Raw genomic sequence first — 20,630 nt, forward strand, 5'->3', positions numbered from 1 at the left:
GTCAGCCTCCTTGCACAGCGGTGAGGATGTCGACGCTGGCGCCCTTGCGCACCACCGCTTCCGGCCATTCGCCGCGCCGGACGACCACGCCGTCCACCGCGACCGCGACACCTTTCGTCGCCGTGCCCAGTGCCTCCAATACGCCTTCGACGGTGGTCCCGTCGGGGAATTCACGCCACTGGCCGTTGACCTGGATCTCCATCACACCCGCTCCTCGCTTCGCCGCGACGGCGTGGCCGCCGCGACCTCGTCCGGCAACGGCACGCCGTCCAGCCAGGCGACCGCGGCGTCCGCGGTGACCGGGGCCATCAGGAGGCCGTTGCGATGGTGACCTGTCGCGGCGAAGACGCCTTCGCCCAGCTCACCGATGAAAGGCATCGTGTCGACACTCGCAGCGCGAAGCCCGGCGGCGGTCTCGACGAGTTCGTACTCGGTGATGCCGGGGAAGACCCGCTCCGCGCCTTCGAGCAGCTCACGAACGCCCCGGACGGTGACGGTCTCGTCGAAACCCGCCTCGTACTGGGTCGCGCCGAGTACGAGCTGGCCGTCGTCACGCGGGACGAGGTAGATCGGGCGGCCCTCGACCATCGCGCGGACGGTCCGTTTCGGTGGCGGCAGGCAGCCCCGCCGCGGCCGGAGGCGGAGGATCTCACCCTTCAGCGGGCGGACGGCGCCGGCGAGCGCGGGGTGCAGGCGTCCGGTCCAGGCGCCCGCGGCGAGGACGACGCCGCCTTCGAGGGTTTCGAGATCCGTGACCGTCTCGTGGCGGAACTCGACGCCGTGCCTGCCGCAGGCGTGTGCGAGCGCGTGCAGCAGCCTTCTGTTGTCCACGGCCAGATCGCCGGGTACCAGCAGTCCACTTCGGACGGACCCGGCGAGGCCGGGTTCGGCGCGGCGGGCCTCGCGGCCGGTCAGCTGCTCGACCTCGCGGCCGAGTTCGGTGAGGTACGCGGCGAGCATCTCGAGGTTGCCCGCGTCGGCGCTGTCCAGCGCGGCGACCAGCGTGCCGTGCGGCGAAAGACCCGGATCGATGCCCTCTTCGGCCAGGTCACGGGCGAAATCCGGCCAGCGCCGAAGCGACGCTTCACCGAGTGCGAGGACGTCCTCTTCGCCGGGCCAGGCCTCGGTGACCGGCGCGAGCATGCCGCCCGCGAGCCACGACGCGCCGCGCCCCGGCTCGGGGTCGTACACGGTGACGCGATGGCCGCGCGCGGACGCGCGCCAAGCGACCGAGAGGCCGATGACCCCGCCGCCGACAACCGAAAGTTCCCTCATGTGCGATCACGCTCCCTGCGCCGGCATGACCCGGATCAGGTTCCACGGTCGGAGCGGTCTCGGCTCCCTCTCAGCCCGTCCTCGGGCTCCCGTGCGGACCACCCCACCGTAGCGCGCGGGTACCGTCGCCGCCATGCCCACCCTGTCTGGTTCGCTGATCCGCGCCCGGCTCGCGGACGCCCGCCTGTACCTCTGCACCGACGCCCGGTCCGGCCGCGGCGATCTCGCCGAATTCGCCGACGCGGCGTTGGCGGGCGGCGTCGACATCATCCAGCTGAGGGACAAGACCGGCGGTGCCCCGATCGAGGCGAAACACGAGATCGCCGCACTGGAAGTGCTGGCCGAGGCGTGCGCGAAGCACGACAAGCTGCTGGCGGTGAACGACCGCGCGGACGTCGCGCTCGCCGTCGGCGCGCACGTGCTGCACCTCGGCCAGGACGACATCCCGGTGTCACTCGCCCGGCGGGTCCTCGGCGAAGACGTCGTGATCGGCCGGTCCACCCATTCGGCCGAACAGGCCGAGGCCGCGGCAGGGGAGGACGGCGTGGACTACTTCTGCACCGGCCCATGCTGGCCGACCCCGACGAAGCCGGGCCGGGACGCCCCGGGGCTCGGCCTGGTGCGCTCGACCGCCGCACTGGGGACGTCGCGACCGTGGTTCGCGATCGGCGGGATCGACGCCGACCGGCTGCCCGAGGTGCTGGACGCCGGCGCGTCGCGGATCGTCGTCGTCCGGGCGATCACCGAGGCAGAAGACCCCGAAGCGGCCGCTCGCACGCTTCGCTCCGCCCTCCCCTGACGCAATTCGGCACCTGGTTGCGGTAGTCGGGGATGCGAACTATCGCAACCTGGTGCCGAATTGCGGGAGGGGTCAGGGTGCGGGGGTGTTCGAGGCACGCGGGGCCGAGGGGGTCGTCGGGGGCGCCTGCGAGGTCGAAGGCGTCGTTGACGGCGCGGTCGGCGTCGTCGGGGGCGCCTGCGTAGTGGTGGGCGTCGTCGACGGGGTCGGCGTGGTCGACGGCGTCTTCTCGGGCTGGTCGTCCCGAGTCTCCGAAGGGGTCGTCGCCGGCGGGGTGTCGTGCTTGTCCTGGCGTTCCTGGGCCTGCCCGCCGCCGATGATCTTCCCTATGGTCGTCCCGGTGCCGCCGCCGAAGGTCTTGCCGGTCGCCCCCTCGAAGCCGGTGATGGCGACGAGCGCCACCGCGAACGCCGCCACGCTGACCCCGGCGATCACCGCCCAGCGCGGCTTGAACTTCCGCCCCGACGGTTCCTCTTCGTCCTCGGACGGCTTCAACCGGACGGTTTCCTGCTCGCCGGGGTCGAGCACCCGGCGCCGTCCCGGCACGGTCAGCACCACACGCGCCTTCAGCGCCGCGTCCTTCGTCCGCTGAAGCGAACGCAGGTACAGCTCGCCACCGAGCGTGGTGATCACGCTCGCCAGCCCGGCACCCGCCACCGTTCCGGCGACGCCGAGCGTGGAACCCAGCAGTGCGGCGGTGATCGCGGCCATCGCGGCCGCGGTCACCTGGACGATCCGGCCCTGCTTTTCCGTCTTTTCGGTTTTCTCGGTGTCCTTCTCGGAAGTCTCCTTGGTCATGATCCCGTTCTGCAGCTAGTCGGTCCTCACCCAGTCCTAACGAGTAAGGCGCACGGGATGCTCCCTTCGTTGTCCGCACGTGAGGAGCGCCACGCCCTCTGTCCAAAAAGGACTGTCCACGGTTCACGACTCCTTGACATAATCGGCCGTATGGACCTGGTATCGATCGAGGAAATCCGCGACGCGGCGAGCCGTGTCAAAGGCGTCGCGGTGCGCACACCGTTACTGGAACAAACGTGGGCGCCGTTGTGGCTCAAACCGGAAAGCCTTCAGCCGATCGGCGCTTTCAAGGTGCGCGGGGCGTACAATGCGATCGCCGCGTTGAACGAAGATCAGCGTGCCCGCGGTGTCGTCGCGTTCTCCAGTGGCAACCACGCGCAAGCGGTCGCCTACTCGGCGAAGCGATTCGGAATCCACGCGGTGATCCTCATTCCGGATGTCGCGCCGCGCGCCAAGATCGAAGCCACCAAGGCGCTCGGCGCCGAAGTGATCGAGGTCCCGATCGACGCTCAGGAGTCCTCCGCGCTCGCCGTCGCCGAGGAGCGGGGACTCACCATGATCCCGCCGTTCGACCACCGCGACGTCATCGCCGGACAGGGCACCGTCGGCCTGGAGATCGCCGAAGACCTGCCGGACGCCGGCGTCGTGCTCGTTCCACTCAGCGGCGGTGGGCTGGCCTCGGGCGTCGGCACGGCGATCAAGGAACTGCTTCCCGGCGCGAAGGTCATCGGCGTTGAGCCGGAACTGGCGGCCGACACCGCCGAGGGCTTCCGCGCGGGCAGGCGGATCGAGTGGCCGATGGACTTGCGGGCACGGACCAGCGCCGACGGCCTGCGCGCCCAGCCGTCGGATCTGACCTTCGCCCACCTCCAGGCGGTGCTCGACGACGTCATCACCGTTTCCGAGGCGGAGATCGGGGAGGCCGTCCGGACGCTGGCGCACCGCGCCCGCCTGATCGCCGAGCCGAGCGGCGCCACCGCGACCGCGGCGTTCCTCTCGCACCGCGACGCGCTCCCGCCCGGCAAAGTCATTTCGGTCGTTTCGGGCGGCAACCTGGACCCGGCGACCCTGGCCACCCTGCTGGCGTAACTCGCGTGTCCCGCGCCGTAACTCGCGTGATTAGAGCCGTATCTCGCGTGATTGAAGGCGTAACTCGTGAGTTACGCCTTCAATCACGCGAGTTACGGCTTCAAGCACGTGAGTTACGCGTCTGATCACGTGTGTCCGGCGGGGCGGACGTGCGTCGGCGGCGAGTCGACCCCGCAGTGGAGACATTCACCGGGGTGAGGCGACTCGGCGGCGTCGGAGGTCTCGGCGGTTTCGGGTGCGGAAGGCGTGTCGAGGACACCGTTGTGGATGCCGAGTGCGATCAGGCCGCCGCCGATCGCGAGTGCCGCGCAGACGAGCAACGCCGTCCGCCAGCCCGCGGTCAGCGCCACCGGATCGGTGTAGGCGGCGCCGGACAGTCCGGCGACGGCGGGCAGCACGGCGATCGCGAGCAGGCCACCGGACCGGGCGATGGCGTTGTTGACCCCGGAGGCGACGCCGGCGTACCGGTCCGGCGCGGCGGCCAGCACCGTCGCGGTCACCGGTGCGACGACCGTCGCCAGTCCGGCGCCGAACACGACGACCGCGGGCAGCACCGAACCGAGGTACGAAGATCCCGGCCCGACGCGCATCAGCAGGAGCATCCCGACGCCGACCAGGATCGGGCCGGCGACCAGTTGCGTACGCGGCCCGATCTTCTGCGCGAGCGCGCCGGACCGGCCGGAGAACAGCAGCATGATGACGGTGATCGGCAGCCCGGCGAGGCCGGCCGCGGTCGGCGAATAGCCCAGCGACACCTGTAACTGCATGACCATCAGCATCATCACGCCGCCGAGTGCCGCGTAGACGACGAAGGTCAGCGCGTTGGCGAGGCTGAAGGTCCGGTCGCGGAACAGTTTCGGCGGCACCAGCGGATCGGCCGAGCGGTGCTGGATCACCAGGAACGACACCAGCCCGGCGACGCCGAGCACGATGGCCACCAAAACGACGACGTCACCGATACCGCGTCCCGGCGCCTCGACGAGCGCGCCGGTCAGTCCGGCCAGCCCGATCGCGCCGACGGCGGCGGCGAGGAAGTCGGGACGCCCGGTCGCTTCCTCGTCGCGGGACTCGGGCACGTAGCGCCGGGCGAGCAGGACGCAGACGGCGGCCAGCGGCAGGTTGATCAGGAACGCCAGCCGCCACGACCACACTTGGACGAGCACGCCGCCGAGCAGCGGGCCGATGGCGGCCGCGATGCCGCCGAGCCCGGACCAGGCGCCGATCGCGCGGGCCCGGTCTTCGTGGGCGAAGGACGCTTGGAGGATCGCGAGCGAGCCGGGCGTGAGCAAAGCTCCCCCGATGCCCTGGAGGATCCGGGTGGCGACGAGCATCTCGGTCGTCGTCGCGGCGGCGCACAGCCCGGAGGCGATGCCGAACCAGACGACGCCGACGAGGAACATGCGGCGGCGGCCGTAGCGGTCGCCGAGTGATCCGGCGACGAGGATCAGCGCGGCGAGGGCGAGCAGGTAGCCGTCGAGGATCCATTGAAGGCCGGCGACGGAGGCCTTGAGTTCTTCGCCGATTCTCGGCAGGGCGACGTTGATGATCGTCCCGTCGAGCATCGCCATGCCCGAGCCGACGATGGTCGTCGCGAGTACGCCGCGCGCCACCGGCGTCCCCCACCGAATCCCCGTCGCCACCCCGTCACTCATAAGACGACTGAATCACGCCACCACGCCCACAGCCACCAGAGCGGCAAATTACCTGACACGTCAGAGAATCAAAGGACCGAAACCACTGGAACCGGCGGACCTGACTCCCCGAACGCGCGTCAGCGCGGACGGGGAGTCCGCACAGGCGCGCCCTCTTTCGGCCGAAGGCCACGGAAACATTTTGTAGGGCGCCCTTCGAGATCACCGGGAGTTCTCTTCGGTCCAGCGCCCTGCGAAATGTTTCCGTCAGCGCGCCTCAGGCAACAGCGTGGTGACGAACTTGTAACGGTCACCCCGGTAGATCGCCCTGGCGAACTCGACCGGTTTTCCGTCGGTGGCGAAGGAATGCCTCGAAAGGAGCAACATCGGCATTCCGACGTCGGCGCCGAGCATCTCCGCTTCATGCGGTCCGGCGAGGGCGGTCTCGATGGTTTCCTCGGCCCTTTCGAGCTCGACGCCGTAGTGCTCCCTCAGTACCGCGTACAGCGAGCCACCTGCGGAAACGTGTTTGCGCAAACCGCGGAAGCGGCCGAGTGGGAGATGCGTGGTCTCGAGTGCCATGGGCTGCGAATCGGCCAGCCGGAGACGGCGAAGGCGAAGGATTTTCGCGCCGACCCGGATTCCGAGGAGTTTCGCGAGGTCGGCCTCGACCGGTAGTTCGTCGATCTCGAGGAGCTTCGACGACGGTTTGAGGCCTTGCTTGCGCATGTCTTCGGTGTAGGACGACAGCTGGAGGCGCTGCGCGAGTTTCGGCTCGGCGGCGAAGGTGCCCTTGCCCTGTACGCGGTGGAGCCTGCCTTCGGCGGTCAGGTCGGCGAGAGCTTGCCGGACCGTGGTGCGCGAAACGGTGAATTCTCCCGCGAGCGCCCGTTCCGTCGGAATCGGCGAACCCGGGGGCAACGCGTCGAGCAGATCGAGCAGATGCTGTTTCAGCGCCCAGTACTTGGGTTCGCGTTGTCCGCGCATCCCTGCCGTAGCGCCCGCCTCACTCGCGGTGGTTGTCTCCAACATGACCGACTCCCTAAGCCTTCCCACTCGAACGCGCACCGTCCCCGCTAGGAAACGTACCCTTCTCCACAAACGTCCATTCGGGCTAGCATTGGTCTAGACCTACTCGGGGGACGAAGTACGTCCCGGTCGAAGGGAACGAGATGACCGAACAGCGCCCCGGCGAGCACATGGCCGCGGAGATCTCCCAGCAACCCGCCATTCTGGCAGGAATCGTGGAGCGACAGGCCGAAATCGCCGAGGTGGCCGAAGCCATCTCCAAGCGCCCGCCCAGGTTCGCACTGCTCGCCGCCCGCGGCTCCAGCGACCACGCCGCCCTGTATGCGAAGTACCTGATCGAAGTACTCCTCGGTCTCCCCTGCGGTCTCGTCTCGCCCTCCACCGCGACTTTGTACGGCGCCCGTCCCGATCTGCGGGACGTTCTCTTCATCACAGTAAGCCAAAGCGGTGGTTCCCCGGATCTCATCGAGGTCACCGAAACCGCGCGTCGCCAGGGAGCGCTGACCGTCTCGGTCACCAACACCCTGTCCTCGCCGCTGCGCGCCGCCGCCGAACTCGGTGTCGACATCGGCGCGGGGCTGGAAAAGGCCGTCGCCGCCACGAAGACGTACTCGGCCACCTTGCTTTCGCTTTACCTTCTGATCGACGCGGTCCGCGGCGGCAAGGGTGAGGACGCGAAGAAGCTGGGCGAGCTCGCGGAGCAGACCCTCGACGGCTCCGAAGAAGGCGTGCAGCGCGCGGTGGACCGCTACCGCTTCGTCGACCGGGTGCTCACCACGGGCCGCGGCTACTCCTATGCCACGGCGTTGGAAGGTTCGTTGAAGCTGGCCGAAACCAGCTACCTCGCGGCGCGCGCGTACAGCGGCGCGGACCTGTTGCACGGTCCGGTCGCCGCGGTCGACGGCGAGACCGCCGTGCTGGCCGTGACGAGTCAGGGCCACGGCGTCGGCGCGATGCAGGAGGTTCTCGAAGCCGTCGGCAAACGCGGCGCGGACGTGCTCGCGGTCGGCTCCGCTTCGGCCGACGTCCCCGCCGCGCTGCGGATCGGTGTCGCGCCGTCCGCCGAAGAGGTCGCCCCGATCCTGGAGATCCTGCCGATCCAGCGGATCGCGCTCGGCCTCTCGCTGGCACGCGGCGGTGACCCGGACAGCCCGCGCGGGCTGCTCAAGGTGACCAAGACCCGGTGACCCACGTCGTCGGTGTGGACGCCGGAGGCACGTCGACGCGAGCGATCGCGGTCGACGCCTCCGGCGCCGTCCTCGGGACCGGGCGCGCGGGCGGGGCGAATCCGAACTCCCATCCGCCGGCGGAAGCCGCCGCGCGGATCGCGAGCGCGATCGCCGGCGCGCTGGGCGGGCTGGACCCGGCCGCGACCAAGGCGTGCGTCGTCGGCATGGCGGGGGTCAGCAAGCTGAGCGATCCGGCGGTCGCGGAGATCTTCGAAGCCGCTTGGAAGGACCTGGGGATCAGTCCGGTGCGGACGGTCCCCGATCCCGAAGTCGCCTACGCGTCGGCCACTTCCGCGCCGGACGGTTCGGTTCTCGTGGCGGGCACCGGGTCGATCGCCGGCCGGATCCGCGGCAGGCGGATGGTCTCGACCGCCGGCGGCTACGGCTGGTTGCTCGGCGACGAAGGTTCCGCGTACTGGCTCGGCAGGGAAGCCGTTCGCTCCACTTTGGATGTTCTGAGCCGCGGCGGCGAACTCGGCCCGCTCGCGCGCGCCGTTCTCGCCGAAGCGCTCGGACCGTCCGCAGTGGACCCCGCGAGCGACCGGGCGCCGCTGCGGCACGCGCTCGTCACGAGCGCCAACTCCGAGGCGCCGATCCGGCTCGCCAGGTTCGCCCCGTTCGTGAGCGAGGCCGACCGCGAAGGCGACCCCGCGGCGGACGAGATCACCACCCGGGCGGCCGCCCTTCTCGTGACGAACGTCATGGCCGCGCGGGATCCCGGCGAAACCACACCGATCGTCCTCGTGGGCAGTGTGTTGTCGCCGAAGGGCCCGGTCGGGGCGAAAGTGCGTGCCGAACTGACCGGGATCGAGGCGCTGACCAGCACCGACGGGGTACTCGGTGCCGCTTGGCTCGCCGCCGTCGAGGCGTATGGGGAAGACACGCCGAGACCGGCGCCATCCTGAAAAAACACCCAAAACAAGCCCGAAAAGACCAAACCATCGACTCCGGGGCCGAACTCCGGGTACCGTAGGACCCGGCCCCCGGACCCTCCCCCCTCGCCGGGGGCCGCCTTATGTCCTGGGTAGCCCGTCCGGCTCGGAATCCGAGGGATCCCCGTTCTCCTCCACCACCCGCAGACCGGGATGTTCCGGGGGCAGCGTGCGGTACAGCACCCAGCCGCTCACGGCGACCGTCAGCGCGACCAAGGGCCAGGAGAGCACCGTGCGCGCGATGCCGAGCGGGACCACCTGCCCGCTCCACCACAGCGAGCCGTACACCGCGACCCGCAGCGTGTACTGCAGGAAGACCCACACCCAGCTCGCCCGCGAATACGCGCGCAGCAACGCGGGGTCGCGGCGCCAGCGGGTCTTCTGCCCGATGACGAGCCCGACCACGACACCGAGCAACGGCCACCGCACCACGATGCTGGCCGCCCACAGCAGCGCGCTGGCCACATTGGACAGCAGCTGGATGAGGAAGAAGTCCTCGGCGCGGCCGGTGTGCAGGGCGATCAGCGCGGCGGCGATCACCGCGGCGAGACTCACCACGACCGCGCGGGCCTTGTCACCGCGCGCGACCCGGTAGACCCCGAGCAGCACCGCCACCCCGATGGCCACCCCGGCGCCCCAGGCGATCGACTGGCCCGCGATCAGCCAGCCGGCGACGAAGGCCGCGGGCGGGATGCTCGCGTCGATGGCGCCACGCCGCCCGCCGAGGATCTGGGCGAGCGACTCGCGCGGGGGTCGTGAGGTCACCCTTACAGCCTGCCGGATCCATGACCCCGAACACCCGGGCGGGGAGACGTTCGCCACATACACTGTCCGGTTTACGCCCACTTGAGGGGAATCTGCGCTGCGCAGACGTGTAGATCCCGGTAATGGGGATGCAGGGACGTCCGACAAAATAAGAGACTGTGTCAACGGCCTGAACCACGGGTTTCGCTGAGGTGGGATTGCAGGGGCACTCTCAGCTGTTAGTTGTGGTGTACAAGTACCACCGGGGGCACACGGACGGAAGGGGACCCAACGTGTACGGATTCGACAGCTACGTGGCGATCGGTGACAGCTTCACCGAAGGACTCAACGATGACCTGCCCGACGGCACCTTCAGGGGCTGGGCGGACCGGCTCGCGGAGATCCTCGCCGAAGGCAGGCCCGATTTCCAGTACGCGAACCTGGCCCTCCGCGGGAAGATGCTCGACGAGATCCTCGAAGAGCAGCTGCCGATCGCGCTGGCGGTGAAGCCCGACCTGGTCACCCTGTGCGCGGGCGGCAACGACATCATCGTGCCCGGCGCGGACGTGGACGCCGTCGCCGCGCGGCTGGAGGCGGGGGTCGCCAAGCTGCGCGAGGCCGGGATCCCGGTGCTCATCTTCAACGGGCCGGACACCAAGTACCTGTCCGTGATGCACGTCCTCCGGGGGAAGGTCGGCATCTACAACGCGCATCTGTGGGCGATCGCCGACCGGCACGGCGCCAAGATGGTCGACATGTGGGCGATGGCCCCGCTGCACGACCGCCGCGCCTGGAGCGACGACCGGCTGCACTTCACCCCCGAGGCCCACCGGCGGATCGCGCTGCGCGCGGCCGAGGTCCTCGGCGTCCCGGCCGCCGACGACTGGCGTGAGCCGTGGCCGGCGTCCGATCAGCCGAGTACCTGGATCACTTCGCGCCGCTCCGACCTCGAGTGGACGAAGGCGCACCTGCTGCCGTGGATCCGGCGTCAGCTCAAGGGAGAGTCCATGGGCGACGGCCTGTCCCCGAAGCGCCCCCAGCTCGCGCCGCTGCTCCCGCTGGAGCAGATCGACGCGACGGGCGTCTCGCTCCCGGCGGAGCAGCTGCGCCCGGCGCGGGAGATCCAGCACCACGCGAGCTGAACGCCGGCGGCCCAGGTACCTGCCGGGTTCGGCTGATCGCGGGACCGCGGTCCGTGAAGGACTCCTTGAGGGACTCTGGGTCCCTCAAGGAGTCCTTCACGGACTTCGGACCCACCCCGCACCCTCGATCGGTGTCACCCAGAAGGGTCATGTACTGACCGTCCGGTGCACCCGCGCCGGCGCTGGCGCGCGGTCTGGCGCTCTTCCCGGACTCCCTCGACGTCGCAGGCCAGAGACGTGCGGCCGCCTCTCGCGAAGCAGCCCTGAAGGTGGCGAAGCACTAGGCCGAACGTGACGAAAGCCGGTTCGCTAACCGGCCGAACGCGGCTTACAGTCCCTTCATGCCCGGTACACGCTGGAGCCGCTTGCTGCCTACAGCGCTGCTGGTCACGCTCGCCTTGACGGCGATCACCGTCTGGTCGGCCTCGGACGACATCGAGGCCGAGCTGTCGGCGCGCGCGAAGGAGGCGCTCGCCGACGTCGGCGTCTCCGGCGGCCAGGTGAGCTTCTCCGGCCGCGACGCGAACCTCGCCGGCTTCCCGCCGGACAAGGCCGCGCAGGCGATGGACGCCATCCAGCGGATCGACGGGGTCCGGACGGTCGAGATCTCCGGTGACACCGCCCCGCCCGCCGGCCCGGTGACGACCAGCGGCGAACCCTCGAGCCAGCCGCCGCCGAGCCCATCGCCGAGCCCGACGCCGACCTCGGCCAAGCCGGCGGACAAGGCCGGGTTCCAGGCCGAGCTCGACCGCCTGCTGACGGCCACGCCGATCACGTTCGAACCGGACACCGCCGAACTCACCGCGGACGGCGAGCGCGGCGCGCTGGAGATCGCGAAGCTGCTCACGGACGCCCCCGCCGATCTGCGGTTCCGGATCACCGGGCAGGTGGCGACCGGTTCGGACCGGCGGCTCGCGCTGAACCGGGCGCTGACGGTGGAGCGGCTGCTGGAGCGCAACGGGGTCAAACGCGACCAGGCGTACTCCACCCAGCGCAGGAACTCCGACGGCGCGAGCGGCGAGGGCCGCCGCGTCGACATCACGGCAGAACAGAGGTGATGGCTGAATGCTCTGGCTTTTCGGGCAGATCTGGCTTTGGCTGCTCATCGCCTTCGCCCTCGGCTGTGGTGTCACCTGGCTGCTGATGCGCGGCGAACGACGTGAGCGTCCGGACGCCGAACCGGTGGCGCACGAGCTGGTCCGCGCCGTCGCGCCCGAACCGGAGCCCGAACCCGTGCCCGAACTGCTGTCCACCGAACGGACGCAGTTCATCCCGCCCGCGCGGATCCACGAAGACGACGAGCCGTTCGACCAGGAGGCGGAAGGCCACCGTGAGGGGCAGCTGACCCCGGAGCTGGTGCACGGCTACCACCCGGAGCAGCCGGAACCGGCCGCCAAGAACGGCGAGAGCGGGCACGAACCCGAACCGGTCTGGCCGAGCGACGAGGACTGGCCGCCCGCCGGACGCGCGCCCGAGCACCGGCCGGGGCAGGGCGGCTGACACCCGCCTGGTAAATTCGGCTACGCACTGTGAGCGTGACGCCGGATACGTTTCTTCGATCGAGAGCTCCGGCACACGAAGGAGGCTCCGATTTGGCGCTCCCCTATTGGACGCCGCACAACCTGCTGCCTCCGGGCCGCCATCCCGCCGATCTGGCCGATGTCTACGAGCGGCTGGTGTTCGACGCGCCGCATCAGAACGACCGCGAGATCCTGTTCAGCGCGCTGAACAGTTACCTGGGTGTCGCCCGGCGGATCATGCCCACCGGCCGCGCGTGGATCGGCGGCGATCTGACCGCCAGGACCCCGCACGCGCCGATCGGGCTCGACGTGGTGCTGATCCCGGACGAATGGGGCGCGCTCAAACGGCTCGACGACGCGGGCCGCTCGGCGCTGTACGGGCTGCTGACCTTGCGCGGGGTCATCGTCGGCCAGCCCGCCATGTATCTCGACCAGGTCCAGCCCGTCGGCGGGATGCTCGACGGCTTCCTCTGCCGCCCCGGCGACGAGGAGATCTGGGAGGAAGTGTGGGCATCGGATGGCAGGGGAATCCCGGAAGTGATCTGGTGAGGAACGAATTCCGGCGTATCGCCGACGAGATCCCCGGCGGCACCTGGCTCGACGACCTCGCCCGCGCGTCGGCGATGGCCGCGTACGCGAAGTTCGAGCGGACGTCGCGTTCGCCGCTGCTTCGCGTGTCCGTGCTCGGCGAGTCGCATCTGGACGCGTACACCTTCTCCGACATCAGCCGCGCCTTGCAGGACGCGACGGCGAAGATCGGGCACATCATCCGCAACCCGTCGGGCGAGGTGACCTTCGTCCAGCCCGCGGACCGGGAGAAGGCCCCGCTGATCCAGCGCGGCCAGGCGGGCAACGCGATCTTCTTCGGGTTCCCCGAGCCGGCGCTCGACGACGCGCTCATCCACGACGGGCTCGAGTCGCTGTCCGAACGCGCGGTCAAGGAGCTGTGCGACTTCCTGCCGGCCAACGGCTCCGACGACGGCGCGCTGGACGCGGTGCTGCTGCAGCGCGACACCGTCCGCAACGCGGTCAGCGACATCGTCAACGCGGTCAGCAAACACGCCGGGATCGGCATGGCGCTGACCCCGACCGCCGGCGACGAGCTGACCCGCAGCATGACCACCGAGCAGGCGAGGATCCTGTCCGGGAGCCTGCGCGAGTCGCGGGAGGCCGTCGGCTACGAGACGGTCAGCGGCAGGCTGGACGGGGTCCGCACCCGGCGCCGGATCTTCTATCTCGAACGCGAATCGGGCGGCACGATCCAGGGCGCGGTCGCGCCGGATCTGCTCGACGAGATCAAGGAGAACCTGGACCGGCCGGTGACCGCGCGGCTGCGTGTCGTGCGCACCACGACCATCGACGGCCGCCGCGGCCGTCCGGTGCACGAACTGCTGGAGATCACCCCGGAAGTCAGCCTGTTCGATCAGTGATCGGGTTTCCGACATTCGGCGATGCCACAATTCTCGTCAGAAAATGTCGGTATTCGCTTGATCATCGTTGAATGATGACTTTTTCCGGCAGGTAACAATTTCGGCCATTACCCCGAACGATGGGTTAACGTCTTCGGACGGAAGCCTCCGAAAGGGCATGTATGCCGACCGATCCACCACTCCCGCACCCGCCGGCCACCCGCTATGGGCCTGGGTTCGCCGCGCACGGAACAAGGCACCGGAAACCCAAGAACGGCCTGGTCATCGCGGGTTTTCTGGTCGGACTCGCGGCGCTCGGGGTCGCCTTCGTCCCGGTCGCGGGGATCGCCGCATGGCCGCTCGCCGTAATCGGGTTGACTCTTTCCGTGATCGGTTTGACCAAAATCAAGAAGGGCGAAGCCGACAAGAAGGGAATGGGGATCGCGGGACTCGCGCTTTCCATCGCCGGTTTGGTGGCCGCGGGCGGGTTACTGGTCTACACCAGTTTCTTCGCTACTGGCGAGTCGGGACTGCACATCCCGGCCGTCGCCGGGGACAAGAACACCGTCGAGTTCGTCGTCAGCGCTTCGGGCGGCGCGACCGTCCGCTTCGGCTCGCTCAACGACCAGCGCACCGAGACGACCCCGGCCAGCACCGACGAATGGCGCGGCACGGCGTCCTTCAACTCGGGCGAATACCTGCTCACCGTCACCGCGGACACCCGGAACTCGTCGGTCAGCAACCAGATCGCCTGCTCGATCCTGGTCAACGGCCGGAAGGTCGCGGAGAACAAGGGCCAGACCATCGCCCTGTGCACCGCCGGCACCGGCTGACTCCCGCAATTCGGCACCTGATTGCGGGTGACCGCGTACGCGACCATCGCAATCAGGTGCCGAATTGCGAGGGCCGCCTGGCGGCCGGCCGGTATCGCCCCCACCTCCACCGGCCGGACCGCCACGAGCCGCTCCTGGCGACTCTTCAGACGGGCCGCGAGAAGGGGCCCGCCCGAGCGCCGATCCTTATCGCGTGCCCCTCCCCTAGGGCTCGATCGACGCTGAACGGGACCCTACGCGCGCGAGCCGAGAGGCCACTAAGAATCCGCTAAGGATCACTCACGGACTTTCGCCGAGGTCGGTGAGTTCCGCACGGACGAGTCCCGCGAGTTTCGGATTGGCGTCCGAGAGGATTTTCAGCGCGAGCGCGAATTGCTCGCGGGCACCGTCCACATCCGACCCGGCCCGCAGCACCCGGCCCAGTGTCAGCCGCAGCACGCCTTCCTGGAGGACGAACCGCCTGCTGATCGTCAGGTCCACGGCCTCCCAGACGTACCGTTCGGCGGCGGCGAGTTCGCCGATCCGCATACTCAATTCGGCGAGGTTGTTCAGCGAGACGACGACGTAACTTTCGTCGCCGAGAGTCCGGTCGATCTCCAGCGAAGCGACCTGATGCCCGATCGCCTCGATGAATCGCCCCGCTCGTTTTTCCGCCTCGGCGCAGTTGTTGAGCGCCTGCCCGCGCAGTTCGAGATCGCCGGTCCGGTCGGTCTCCTCGACCGCCTGCCGCAACGTCCTGATCGCCTCGTCGTACCGTCCCAGCAAGGTCAGCGCGGAGCCGAGGTGGATGTTCGCGGAGACCATCAGGCGGTTGTCGCCGATCGCGGTCGCGAGTTCCAGCGCGCGTTCGGCGTCGGCGAGACATCCTTGCGGCAGTTCGAAAGTGAGCGCGATGGCGCAGCGGGAGATCAGCATCCAGCACTGGCCGAGGACGTCACGGGACCGCTCGGCGGCCTCCAGCCCGATCTCGATCAGCCGCCGCCACTCGTCCAGCAGCGGGTACACCGCCCGATAGGTGTGCGCGACCCTGGCCAGCCGCCAGACGTCGTCGTGACGGCCGCCGGCACGGGCGGCTTCGAGAACCTCCAGGAGATTCCCCCACTCCGCGGTGAACCAGTCCTGCGCGTCGGTGAAGGAGGTGATCGGCGGCGTCTGCGCGTCGCTCAGCGCGCCGGTGAAGTCGAGCGGGTCGACGATCCGCAGCATCTTGCGCCGGGCCCGGTCGGCGACGGCCTGATAGAACCGCACCGATCGCGTCAGGACGTCTTCCCGGTCGGCCTCGTCGAGTTCGTTCTCCGCCAGTTCGCGCAGGAACAGGCGGACGAGGTCGTGCGGAACGAAGGAGTCGCGGCCGGTTTCGGCGAGCAGGTTGTGCGCGGCGAGCACCCGCAGATGCCGTCGCGCCTCGGCGACGGTGATCCCGCCGATCGCGGCCGTCAGATGCGAACCGGCGGAAACGCATTGGACGACGCCGAGCCGCAGGAACGTGTTCGCGACCTCGGGCGGCAGGCCCCGGAACGAGACGTCGAACGCCGCGCGGACCCCGTCGTCCGGTCCCTCGACATCGAGGGCGGCCAGCCTGGTGCGTTCGTTGCCGAGTTCGTCGACCAGATCCTGCGCGGACCACTGCGCGCTGGCGGCGAGCCGGGCACCCGCGATCCGCAGCGCGAGCGGGAGATAACCGCAGAGCCGGGCGAGCGCGTGATTGAGGTCGAATCCGGCGGGACCGGCGAGTTCCTCGATCAGCCGGACGGCGTCACCGGGCGCGAGCGTGCCGAGCACCCGCAGTTTCGCGGCGTTGGACACGGCGAGCCCGTCGAGCCGGGACCGGCTGGTCACCAGCGTCATCGACCGCGAACCGGGCGGCAACAGCGGCCGGACCTGCTCGGCGGTGCGGGCGTTGTCGAGGATCACCAGCATCCGGCGGCCGGCGATCATCGACCGGTAGAGCGCGATGCGTTCGTGGACCTGCTCGGGCACCCCCTCGGCGGGGACACCCAGGCCGAGCAGGAACTGGATGAGCAGATCGGCGGGTTCCAGCGGCGGATGATGCGGATCGAAACCCCGCAGCGAGGCGAAGAGGATGCCGTCAGGGAAGCGCCGGGCGGCGCGATGCGCCCACCACACCACCAGGCTGCTCTTGCCGATCCCGGCGGTGCCGGTGACCACGCCGACCGCCGTCTCGCCCGCTTCGGCCCGCTCGGCGAGCTCGTCGAGCCACACCAGATCGGCCTCGCGACCGGCGAGGTTCGGCACGGCGGGCGGCAGTTGCTGGACGGGCGCCGACTCGGCCTTCGGTTCCGCGACGACCTTGACCGGCAGGTCGTCATTGAGCACCCGTTCGTGCAGCCAGCGCAGCTCCGCGCCGGGCTCGACGCCGAGGGTGCGCAAGGTCGCGCGGGACACCGTGCGGTAGAGCTCGAGCGCGTCGCCGCGGCGCCCGGCGTGGTAGAGCGCGCGCATGAGCTGACCGGCCGTGCGTTCGGCGAGCGGGTTCGCGCGGACCAGGGGGCTGAGCTCGACGATCAGCTCCGCGTGCCTGCCGAGTTCGAGATCCGCGTCGACCCTGGCACCGTGGACGGCGAGCCGCAGATCCTCCAGTTCGGGGGCGCGGACCGAACCCGGAACCCCGGCCAGCGTCGGCCCCTGCCACAGCGCGAGGGCCTCGGCGAGCAGTTCGGACGCCTTCTCCGGATCTTCGGCCGAAGCCCGCTCCAGCAGCGACCGGGCGCGGTGGACGTCGATCCGGCCGGGTTCGACGGTGAGCTGGTAGCCGGGCGGGGCGGTGTGGATCCGGGCGCCGCGCGGATGATCGCCCTGGATGTCGCGGAGCACGCGCCGCAGATGCGAGACGTTGCCGTGGACGATCGTGCGGGCCGTGGCGGGCGGATCGTGACCCCAGAGCGCGTCGATGATCTCGTCGAGCCCGACCACCTTGTTGACCTTCAGCGCCAGCAACGCGAGCAGACCGCGGACGCCGGGACCGCCGACGGGGACCGGGCGATCGCCGTCGAGAAGCCGTACGGGACCGAGGAGCTGGAAACGGGCAGGGGAACCGCTTTCGCCCATGACAAGCCCCCTCCTCCGATCTCTCCCCTTACCGGAGTAGCCAACCTACCGCGCGAAGACGCCGCCAACCAGAAAAGCCTCGTGCGACGCACCAGGTCGTGAGGTTGCCCTTACCTACCTTGAGCTGCACTCGGTGCTTCGCGGATACGGACAAACGCGCCCAATGTGGCATTGGGGACGTGGAGCGTCCCCAATGCCACATTGGGCGCGTCGAGTGAGGGGCGACCGCCGCGTGACGGGGTCTTCACGCGGCGGAGGCCAGGAAATGAAAAGGCTCCGTGCCATCAGTCCCGATCTGATGGCACGGAGCCGGGAGATGTCCGATTTGGGCCGCCTGGGGGCGCGACCCACACCGGACATCGGCGTCCACGTCCGTCCGGGTGGGCTCACCCCGAGCGAAGAACCCGTTCGGTCGTCGACAACACCTACGTGAGCGAGCCCACTGGCCCGCACGCGTGGCGACAACGTAACAGGGCGCACACCGACGGCTACAGGCGCCCCGTCATGGCCTTCGCTACCTGCGGTTCCGTCAGCGCGACAGGGGAGTCGAGTCGCGGCCGGCGATGAACGCCGGACGCGGTTCGATCGCGGCGAACGGCTCCCGCAGCGCGTTTTCGACGCTGTTGAACACGAGGAAGATGTTCGAACGCGGGTACGGCGTGATGTTGTTCGACGAACCGTGCATCACGTTCGAATCGAACCAGAGCGCCGATCCGGCCTGTCCGGTGAATTGGTCGATCCCGTATTCGGCGGCGAGTTTGGTGATGTCCTCTTCGCGCGGGACACCGACCCGCTGCTCTTTCAGCGAACTCTTGTAGTTGTCCTCCGGGGTTTCCCCGGCGCACTGCACGAAGGTCCGCTGCGAACCCGGCATCACCATCAGCCCGCCGTTGAACGGGTAGTTGTCGGTGAGCGCGATGGAGCAGCTGACCGCGCGCGGCGCGGGCATGCCGTCTTCGGCGTGCCAAGTCTCGAAGTCCGAGTGCCAGTAGAACCCGGTGCCCTTGAAGCCGGGCATGTAGTTCACGCGGCTCTGGTGGATGTAGACCTCGGAGCCGAGGATCTGCCGGGCCCGGTCGAGGACGCGCGGGTCGCGGACGAGTTCCGCGATCAGCTCGTTGGTCTCGTGGACGTCGAAGATGGAGCGCACTTCACCGGTCTTGGCCTCGGTGATGACGCGCTCGTCGCCGCTGTGGTCGCCGGAGGACATCCGGACGAGTTCCTGCCAGTACGTCTGGACCTCGCCAGGCGACAGCAGCTGGTCGACGACGGTGTAACCACGCGTTTCGTGGTTGGCGAGAGTGGCCGCGTCCAGGGGACCGTCGGCCTCACTGCCCCAGACGGTGGGGTGCGCCCTGGGCAGGTGTTCGGGCTTACCCGTGATGCGGGTCGGGTAACTGTCGTCGACTCGGGTGTCGGTCAGCGTCAATGCAGTCGCCTCCTCGAGCGATTTTCTACGGTTCGGTGACGAGCGGGTACACGCCGTTTTCGTCGTGGACCTCGCGGCCGGTGATGGGTGGGTTGAACACGCAGACGCACTTGATCTCGGTCTTGGGCCGGACCTGGTGCTTGTCGTGGTCGTTGAGCAGGTACAACGTGCCCGGCTTCAGCTGGAAGACCTCGCCGGTCGCGGTGTTCTCGAGCTCGCCTTCACCGGAGGTGATGAACACCGCTTCTATGTGGTTCGCGTACCAGAAGTCGTTGACCGTCCCGGCGTACAGCGTGGTCTCGTGCACCGAGAAGCCGACGCCCTCCTTGGCCAGCACGATGCGCTTGCTGCGCCAGTTCGGGGTCTTGATGTCGGCGTCGGTGTCGGTGACCTCGTCGAGTGTTCTGACAAGCAACGGAAAACTCCTTCTCGTTCCTGGTTGGGGACGGTCAGTTCAGGACAGTGGCGACGGCCTCGTCGATGATCGAAAGGCCCTTCGTGAGCTCTTCGTCGGTCAGCGTGAGCGGCGGGAGCACCTTCATGACCTCGCCGTCGGGGCCGGAGGTCTCCATCAGCAGCCCGCGCTCGAAAGCGGCGGCGCAGACCTTGCCCGCGAGGTCGCCGTTGGCGAACTCGATGCCCCGGGCGAGGCCGCGGCCCTTCGCGTACAGGTTCGCGTCCGGGTACGCCTCGACGATGCCCTGGAAGGCGGCGCCGATGCGCTCACCCTTGGCCTTGGTCGACTTCTCCAGCTCGTCGTCGCTCCAGTAGACGCGCAGCGCCTCGGTCGCGGTGACGAACGCCGGGCTGATGCCGCGGAAGGTGCCGTTGTGCTCACCCGGCTCCCAGACGTCGAGGTCCGGGCGGATCAGCGTCAGCGCCATCGGGATGCCGTAGCCGCCGATGGACTTCGACAGGCAGACGATGTCGGGTTTGATGCCAGCGTCCTCGAAGCTGAAGAACGGGCCGGTGCGGCCGCAGCCCATCTGGACGTCGTCGAGGATCAGCAGGATGCCGTGCTTCTTGCACAGGTCGTCCAGCGCCTTGAGCCACTCGACGCGCGCGGCGTTGATGCCGCCCTCGCCCTGCACGCCTTCGACGATGACGGCGGCGGGCTCGTTCAGGCCGCTGCCCGAGTCTTCGAGCAGCTTCTCGAAGTACAGGAAGTCCGGGATGGAGCCGTCGAAGTAGTTGTCGTACGGCATCGGGGTTGCGTGCACCAGCGGGACACCCGCGCCGCCGCGCTTCATCGAGTTGCCGGTCACCGAGAGGGCGCCCAGCGTCATCCCGTGGAAGGCGTTGGTGAAGTTGATGACCGATTCCTTGCCGGTCACCTTGCGGGCGAGCTTCAGCGCGGCCTCGACCGCGTTCGCGCCACCGGGGCCGGGGAAGACGACCTTGTAGTCGAGTTCGCGCGGCTGGAGGATCTTCTCCTTGAACGTCTGGAGGAAGTCCCGCTTGGCCACGGTGAACATGTCGAGCGCGTGCGTCACGCCGTCACGGGCGATGTAGTCGATCAGCGCCCGCTTCAGCGCGGGGTTGTTGTGCCCGTAGTTGAGCGCACCGGCGCCGGCGAAGAAGTCGAGATAGGCCTTGCCGTCCTCGTCGTACAGGTAGCTCCCCTGCGCCCTGTCGAACACCACGGGCCAGCCGCGGCTGTAACTGCGTACTTCGGATTCGAGTTCCTCGAAAATGCTCATCA

General features: G+C 69.2%; 20 protein-coding genes and 1 riboswitch. Of the genes, 10 read left to right on the top strand and 10 right to left on the bottom strand.

Going from position 1 to position 20,630, the window contains the following annotated elements; all coding sequences use genetic code 11:
- Window position 1: 1 nt before the first annotated feature.
- Window positions 2-202, bottom strand: a complete 201-nt coding sequence (gene thiS, locus ACIHAO_RS19790; protein WP_005160548.1) for a sulfur carrier protein ThiS — start codon at window positions 200-202, stop codon at window positions 2-4.
- Window positions 202-1,275: a glycine oxidase ThiO gene (gene thiO / locus ACIHAO_RS19795; RefSeq protein WP_396559789.1), complete on the bottom strand. Its 1,074-nt coding sequence runs from the start codon at window positions 1,273-1,275 to the stop codon at window positions 202-204. Before thiO ends, thiS begins: the two co-directional genes overlap by 1 nt.
- Window positions 1,271-1,378: riboswitch (TPP riboswitch) on the bottom strand. It overlaps the preceding gene by 5 nt.
- Before the next feature lie 30 nt (window positions 1,379-1,408).
- Between thiO and thiE the strand changes: the two genes are divergently transcribed.
- A complete protein-coding gene (gene thiE / locus ACIHAO_RS19800; protein ID WP_396559791.1) occupies window positions 1,409-2,074 on the top strand; it encodes a thiamine phosphate synthase in 666 nt (221 codons plus the stop codon).
- Window positions 2,075-2,146: 72 nt separating this feature from the next.
- Here thiE and ACIHAO_RS19805 read toward each other — a convergent pair whose 3' ends face one another.
- Entirely contained in the window at window positions 2,147-2,872 is a 726-nt protein-coding gene (locus ACIHAO_RS19805) for a hypothetical protein (protein ID WP_396559793.1), read from the bottom strand.
- Window positions 2,873-3,022: 150 nt separating this feature from the next.
- Here ACIHAO_RS19805 and ACIHAO_RS19810 point away from each other — a divergent pair, with 150 nt between their 5' ends.
- Window positions 3,023-3,961, top strand: a complete 939-nt coding sequence (locus ACIHAO_RS19810) for a threonine/serine dehydratase (protein WP_396559795.1) — start codon at window positions 3,023-3,025, stop codon at window positions 3,959-3,961.
- Between the two features lie 125 nt (window positions 3,962-4,086).
- Here the strand turns inward: ACIHAO_RS19810 and ACIHAO_RS19815 are convergent, their stop codons facing one another.
- Together ACIHAO_RS19815 and ACIHAO_RS19820 are read right to left on the bottom strand one after the other, a co-directional pair.
- On the bottom strand, window positions 4,087-5,613 hold the full coding sequence (locus ACIHAO_RS19815) for an MFS transporter (RefSeq protein WP_396559797.1): 1,527 nt from the start codon (window positions 5,611-5,613) through the stop codon (window positions 4,087-4,089).
- Window positions 5,614-5,859: 246 nt separating this feature from the next.
- Complete coding sequence (locus tag ACIHAO_RS19820; RefSeq protein WP_093936492.1) at window positions 5,860-6,624, bottom strand: GntR family transcriptional regulator; 765 nt, start codon at window positions 6,622-6,624, stop codon at window positions 5,860-5,862.
- Window positions 6,625-6,764: 140 nt separating this feature from the next.
- On the opposite strand from ACIHAO_RS19820, the gene ACIHAO_RS19825 reads away from it, so the two are divergent.
- The gene (locus tag ACIHAO_RS19825; RefSeq protein WP_125782190.1) at window positions 6,765-7,808 is read left to right on the top strand and encodes an SIS domain-containing protein; all 1,044 of its coding nucleotides are present in this window, start codon (window positions 6,765-6,767) and stop codon (window positions 7,806-7,808) included.
- Window positions 7,805-8,755: an N-acetylglucosamine kinase gene (locus ACIHAO_RS19830; protein ID WP_396559799.1), complete on the top strand. Its 951-nt coding sequence runs from the start codon at window positions 7,805-7,807 to the stop codon at window positions 8,753-8,755. Before ACIHAO_RS19825 ends, ACIHAO_RS19830 begins: the two co-directional genes overlap by 4 nt.
- 108 nt (window positions 8,756-8,863) lie before the next feature.
- Here ACIHAO_RS19830 and ACIHAO_RS19835 read toward each other — a convergent pair whose 3' ends face one another.
- Window positions 8,864-9,547, bottom strand: coding sequence for a DUF3159 domain-containing protein (locus ACIHAO_RS19835; protein ID WP_396559801.1), 684 nt, complete (start codon window positions 9,545-9,547; stop codon window positions 8,864-8,866).
- 272 nt (window positions 9,548-9,819) lie between these two features.
- On the opposite strand from ACIHAO_RS19835, the gene ACIHAO_RS19840 reads away from it, so the two are divergent.
- The 6 genes from ACIHAO_RS19840 to ACIHAO_RS19865 all read left to right on the top strand — a co-directional run bounded on the left by ACIHAO_RS19840 (window position 9,820) and on the right by ACIHAO_RS19865 (window position 14,430).
- Window positions 9,820-10,668, top strand: a complete 849-nt coding sequence (locus tag ACIHAO_RS19840; protein WP_396559803.1) for an SGNH/GDSL hydrolase family protein — start codon at window positions 9,820-9,822, stop codon at window positions 10,666-10,668.
- Window positions 10,669-11,009: 341 nt separating this feature from the next.
- Window positions 11,010-11,726, top strand: a complete 717-nt coding sequence (locus ACIHAO_RS19845) for a cell envelope biogenesis protein OmpA (RefSeq protein ID WP_396559805.1) — start codon at window positions 11,010-11,012, stop codon at window positions 11,724-11,726.
- A 7-nt stretch (window positions 11,727-11,733) separates the two neighbouring features.
- On the top strand, window positions 11,734-12,168 hold the full coding sequence (locus ACIHAO_RS19850; RefSeq protein WP_396559807.1) for a hypothetical protein: 435 nt from the start codon (window positions 11,734-11,736) through the stop codon (window positions 12,166-12,168).
- Between the two features lie 92 nt (window positions 12,169-12,260).
- On the top strand, window positions 12,261-12,737 hold the full coding sequence (locus tag ACIHAO_RS19855) for a DUF6932 family protein (protein ID WP_396559809.1): 477 nt from the start codon (window positions 12,261-12,263) through the stop codon (window positions 12,735-12,737).
- A complete protein-coding gene (locus tag ACIHAO_RS19860; RefSeq protein WP_125782202.1) occupies window positions 12,734-13,618 on the top strand; it encodes a hypothetical protein in 885 nt (294 codons plus the stop codon). The genes ACIHAO_RS19855 and ACIHAO_RS19860 overlap by 4 nt, the downstream gene beginning before the upstream one ends.
- Window positions 13,619-13,779: 161 nt before the next feature.
- Window positions 13,780-14,430 (top strand): DUF4190 domain-containing protein, encoded by a 651-nt coding sequence (locus ACIHAO_RS19865; RefSeq protein ID WP_396559811.1) that lies wholly within the window; start codon window positions 13,780-13,782, stop codon window positions 14,428-14,430.
- A 279-nt stretch (window positions 14,431-14,709) separates the two neighbouring features.
- Here ACIHAO_RS19865 and ACIHAO_RS19870 read toward each other — a convergent pair whose 3' ends face one another.
- The 4 genes from ACIHAO_RS19870 to ectB form a co-directional block, all read right to left on the bottom strand.
- Complete coding sequence (locus ACIHAO_RS19870; protein WP_396559813.1) at window positions 14,710-17,499, bottom strand: BTAD domain-containing putative transcriptional regulator; 2,790 nt, start codon at window positions 17,497-17,499, stop codon at window positions 14,710-14,712.
- Window positions 17,500-18,028: 529 nt separating this feature from the next.
- Window positions 18,029-18,928 carry an ectoine hydroxylase gene (gene thpD, locus ACIHAO_RS19875; protein WP_396559815.1) on the bottom strand — a complete coding sequence of 300 codons (900 nt, stop codon included), beginning with the start codon at window positions 18,926-18,928 and terminating at the stop codon, window positions 18,029-18,031.
- Between the two features lie 25 nt (window positions 18,929-18,953).
- Complete coding sequence (locus ACIHAO_RS19880; RefSeq protein ID WP_007033454.1) at window positions 18,954-19,343, bottom strand: ectoine synthase; 390 nt, start codon at window positions 19,341-19,343, stop codon at window positions 18,954-18,956.
- A gap of 34 nt (window positions 19,344-19,377) precedes the next feature.
- On the bottom strand, window positions 19,378-20,628 hold the full coding sequence (ectB, locus tag ACIHAO_RS19885) for a diaminobutyrate--2-oxoglutarate transaminase (RefSeq protein ID WP_396559817.1): 1,251 nt from the start codon (window positions 20,626-20,628) through the stop codon (window positions 19,378-19,380).
- Window positions 20,629-20,630: the final 2 nt, after the last annotated feature.

The sequence above is a fragment of the Amycolatopsis sp. NPDC052450 genome (assembly GCF_044547565.1).
GTDB lineage: Bacteria > Actinomycetota > Actinomycetes > Mycobacteriales > Pseudonocardiaceae > Amycolatopsis.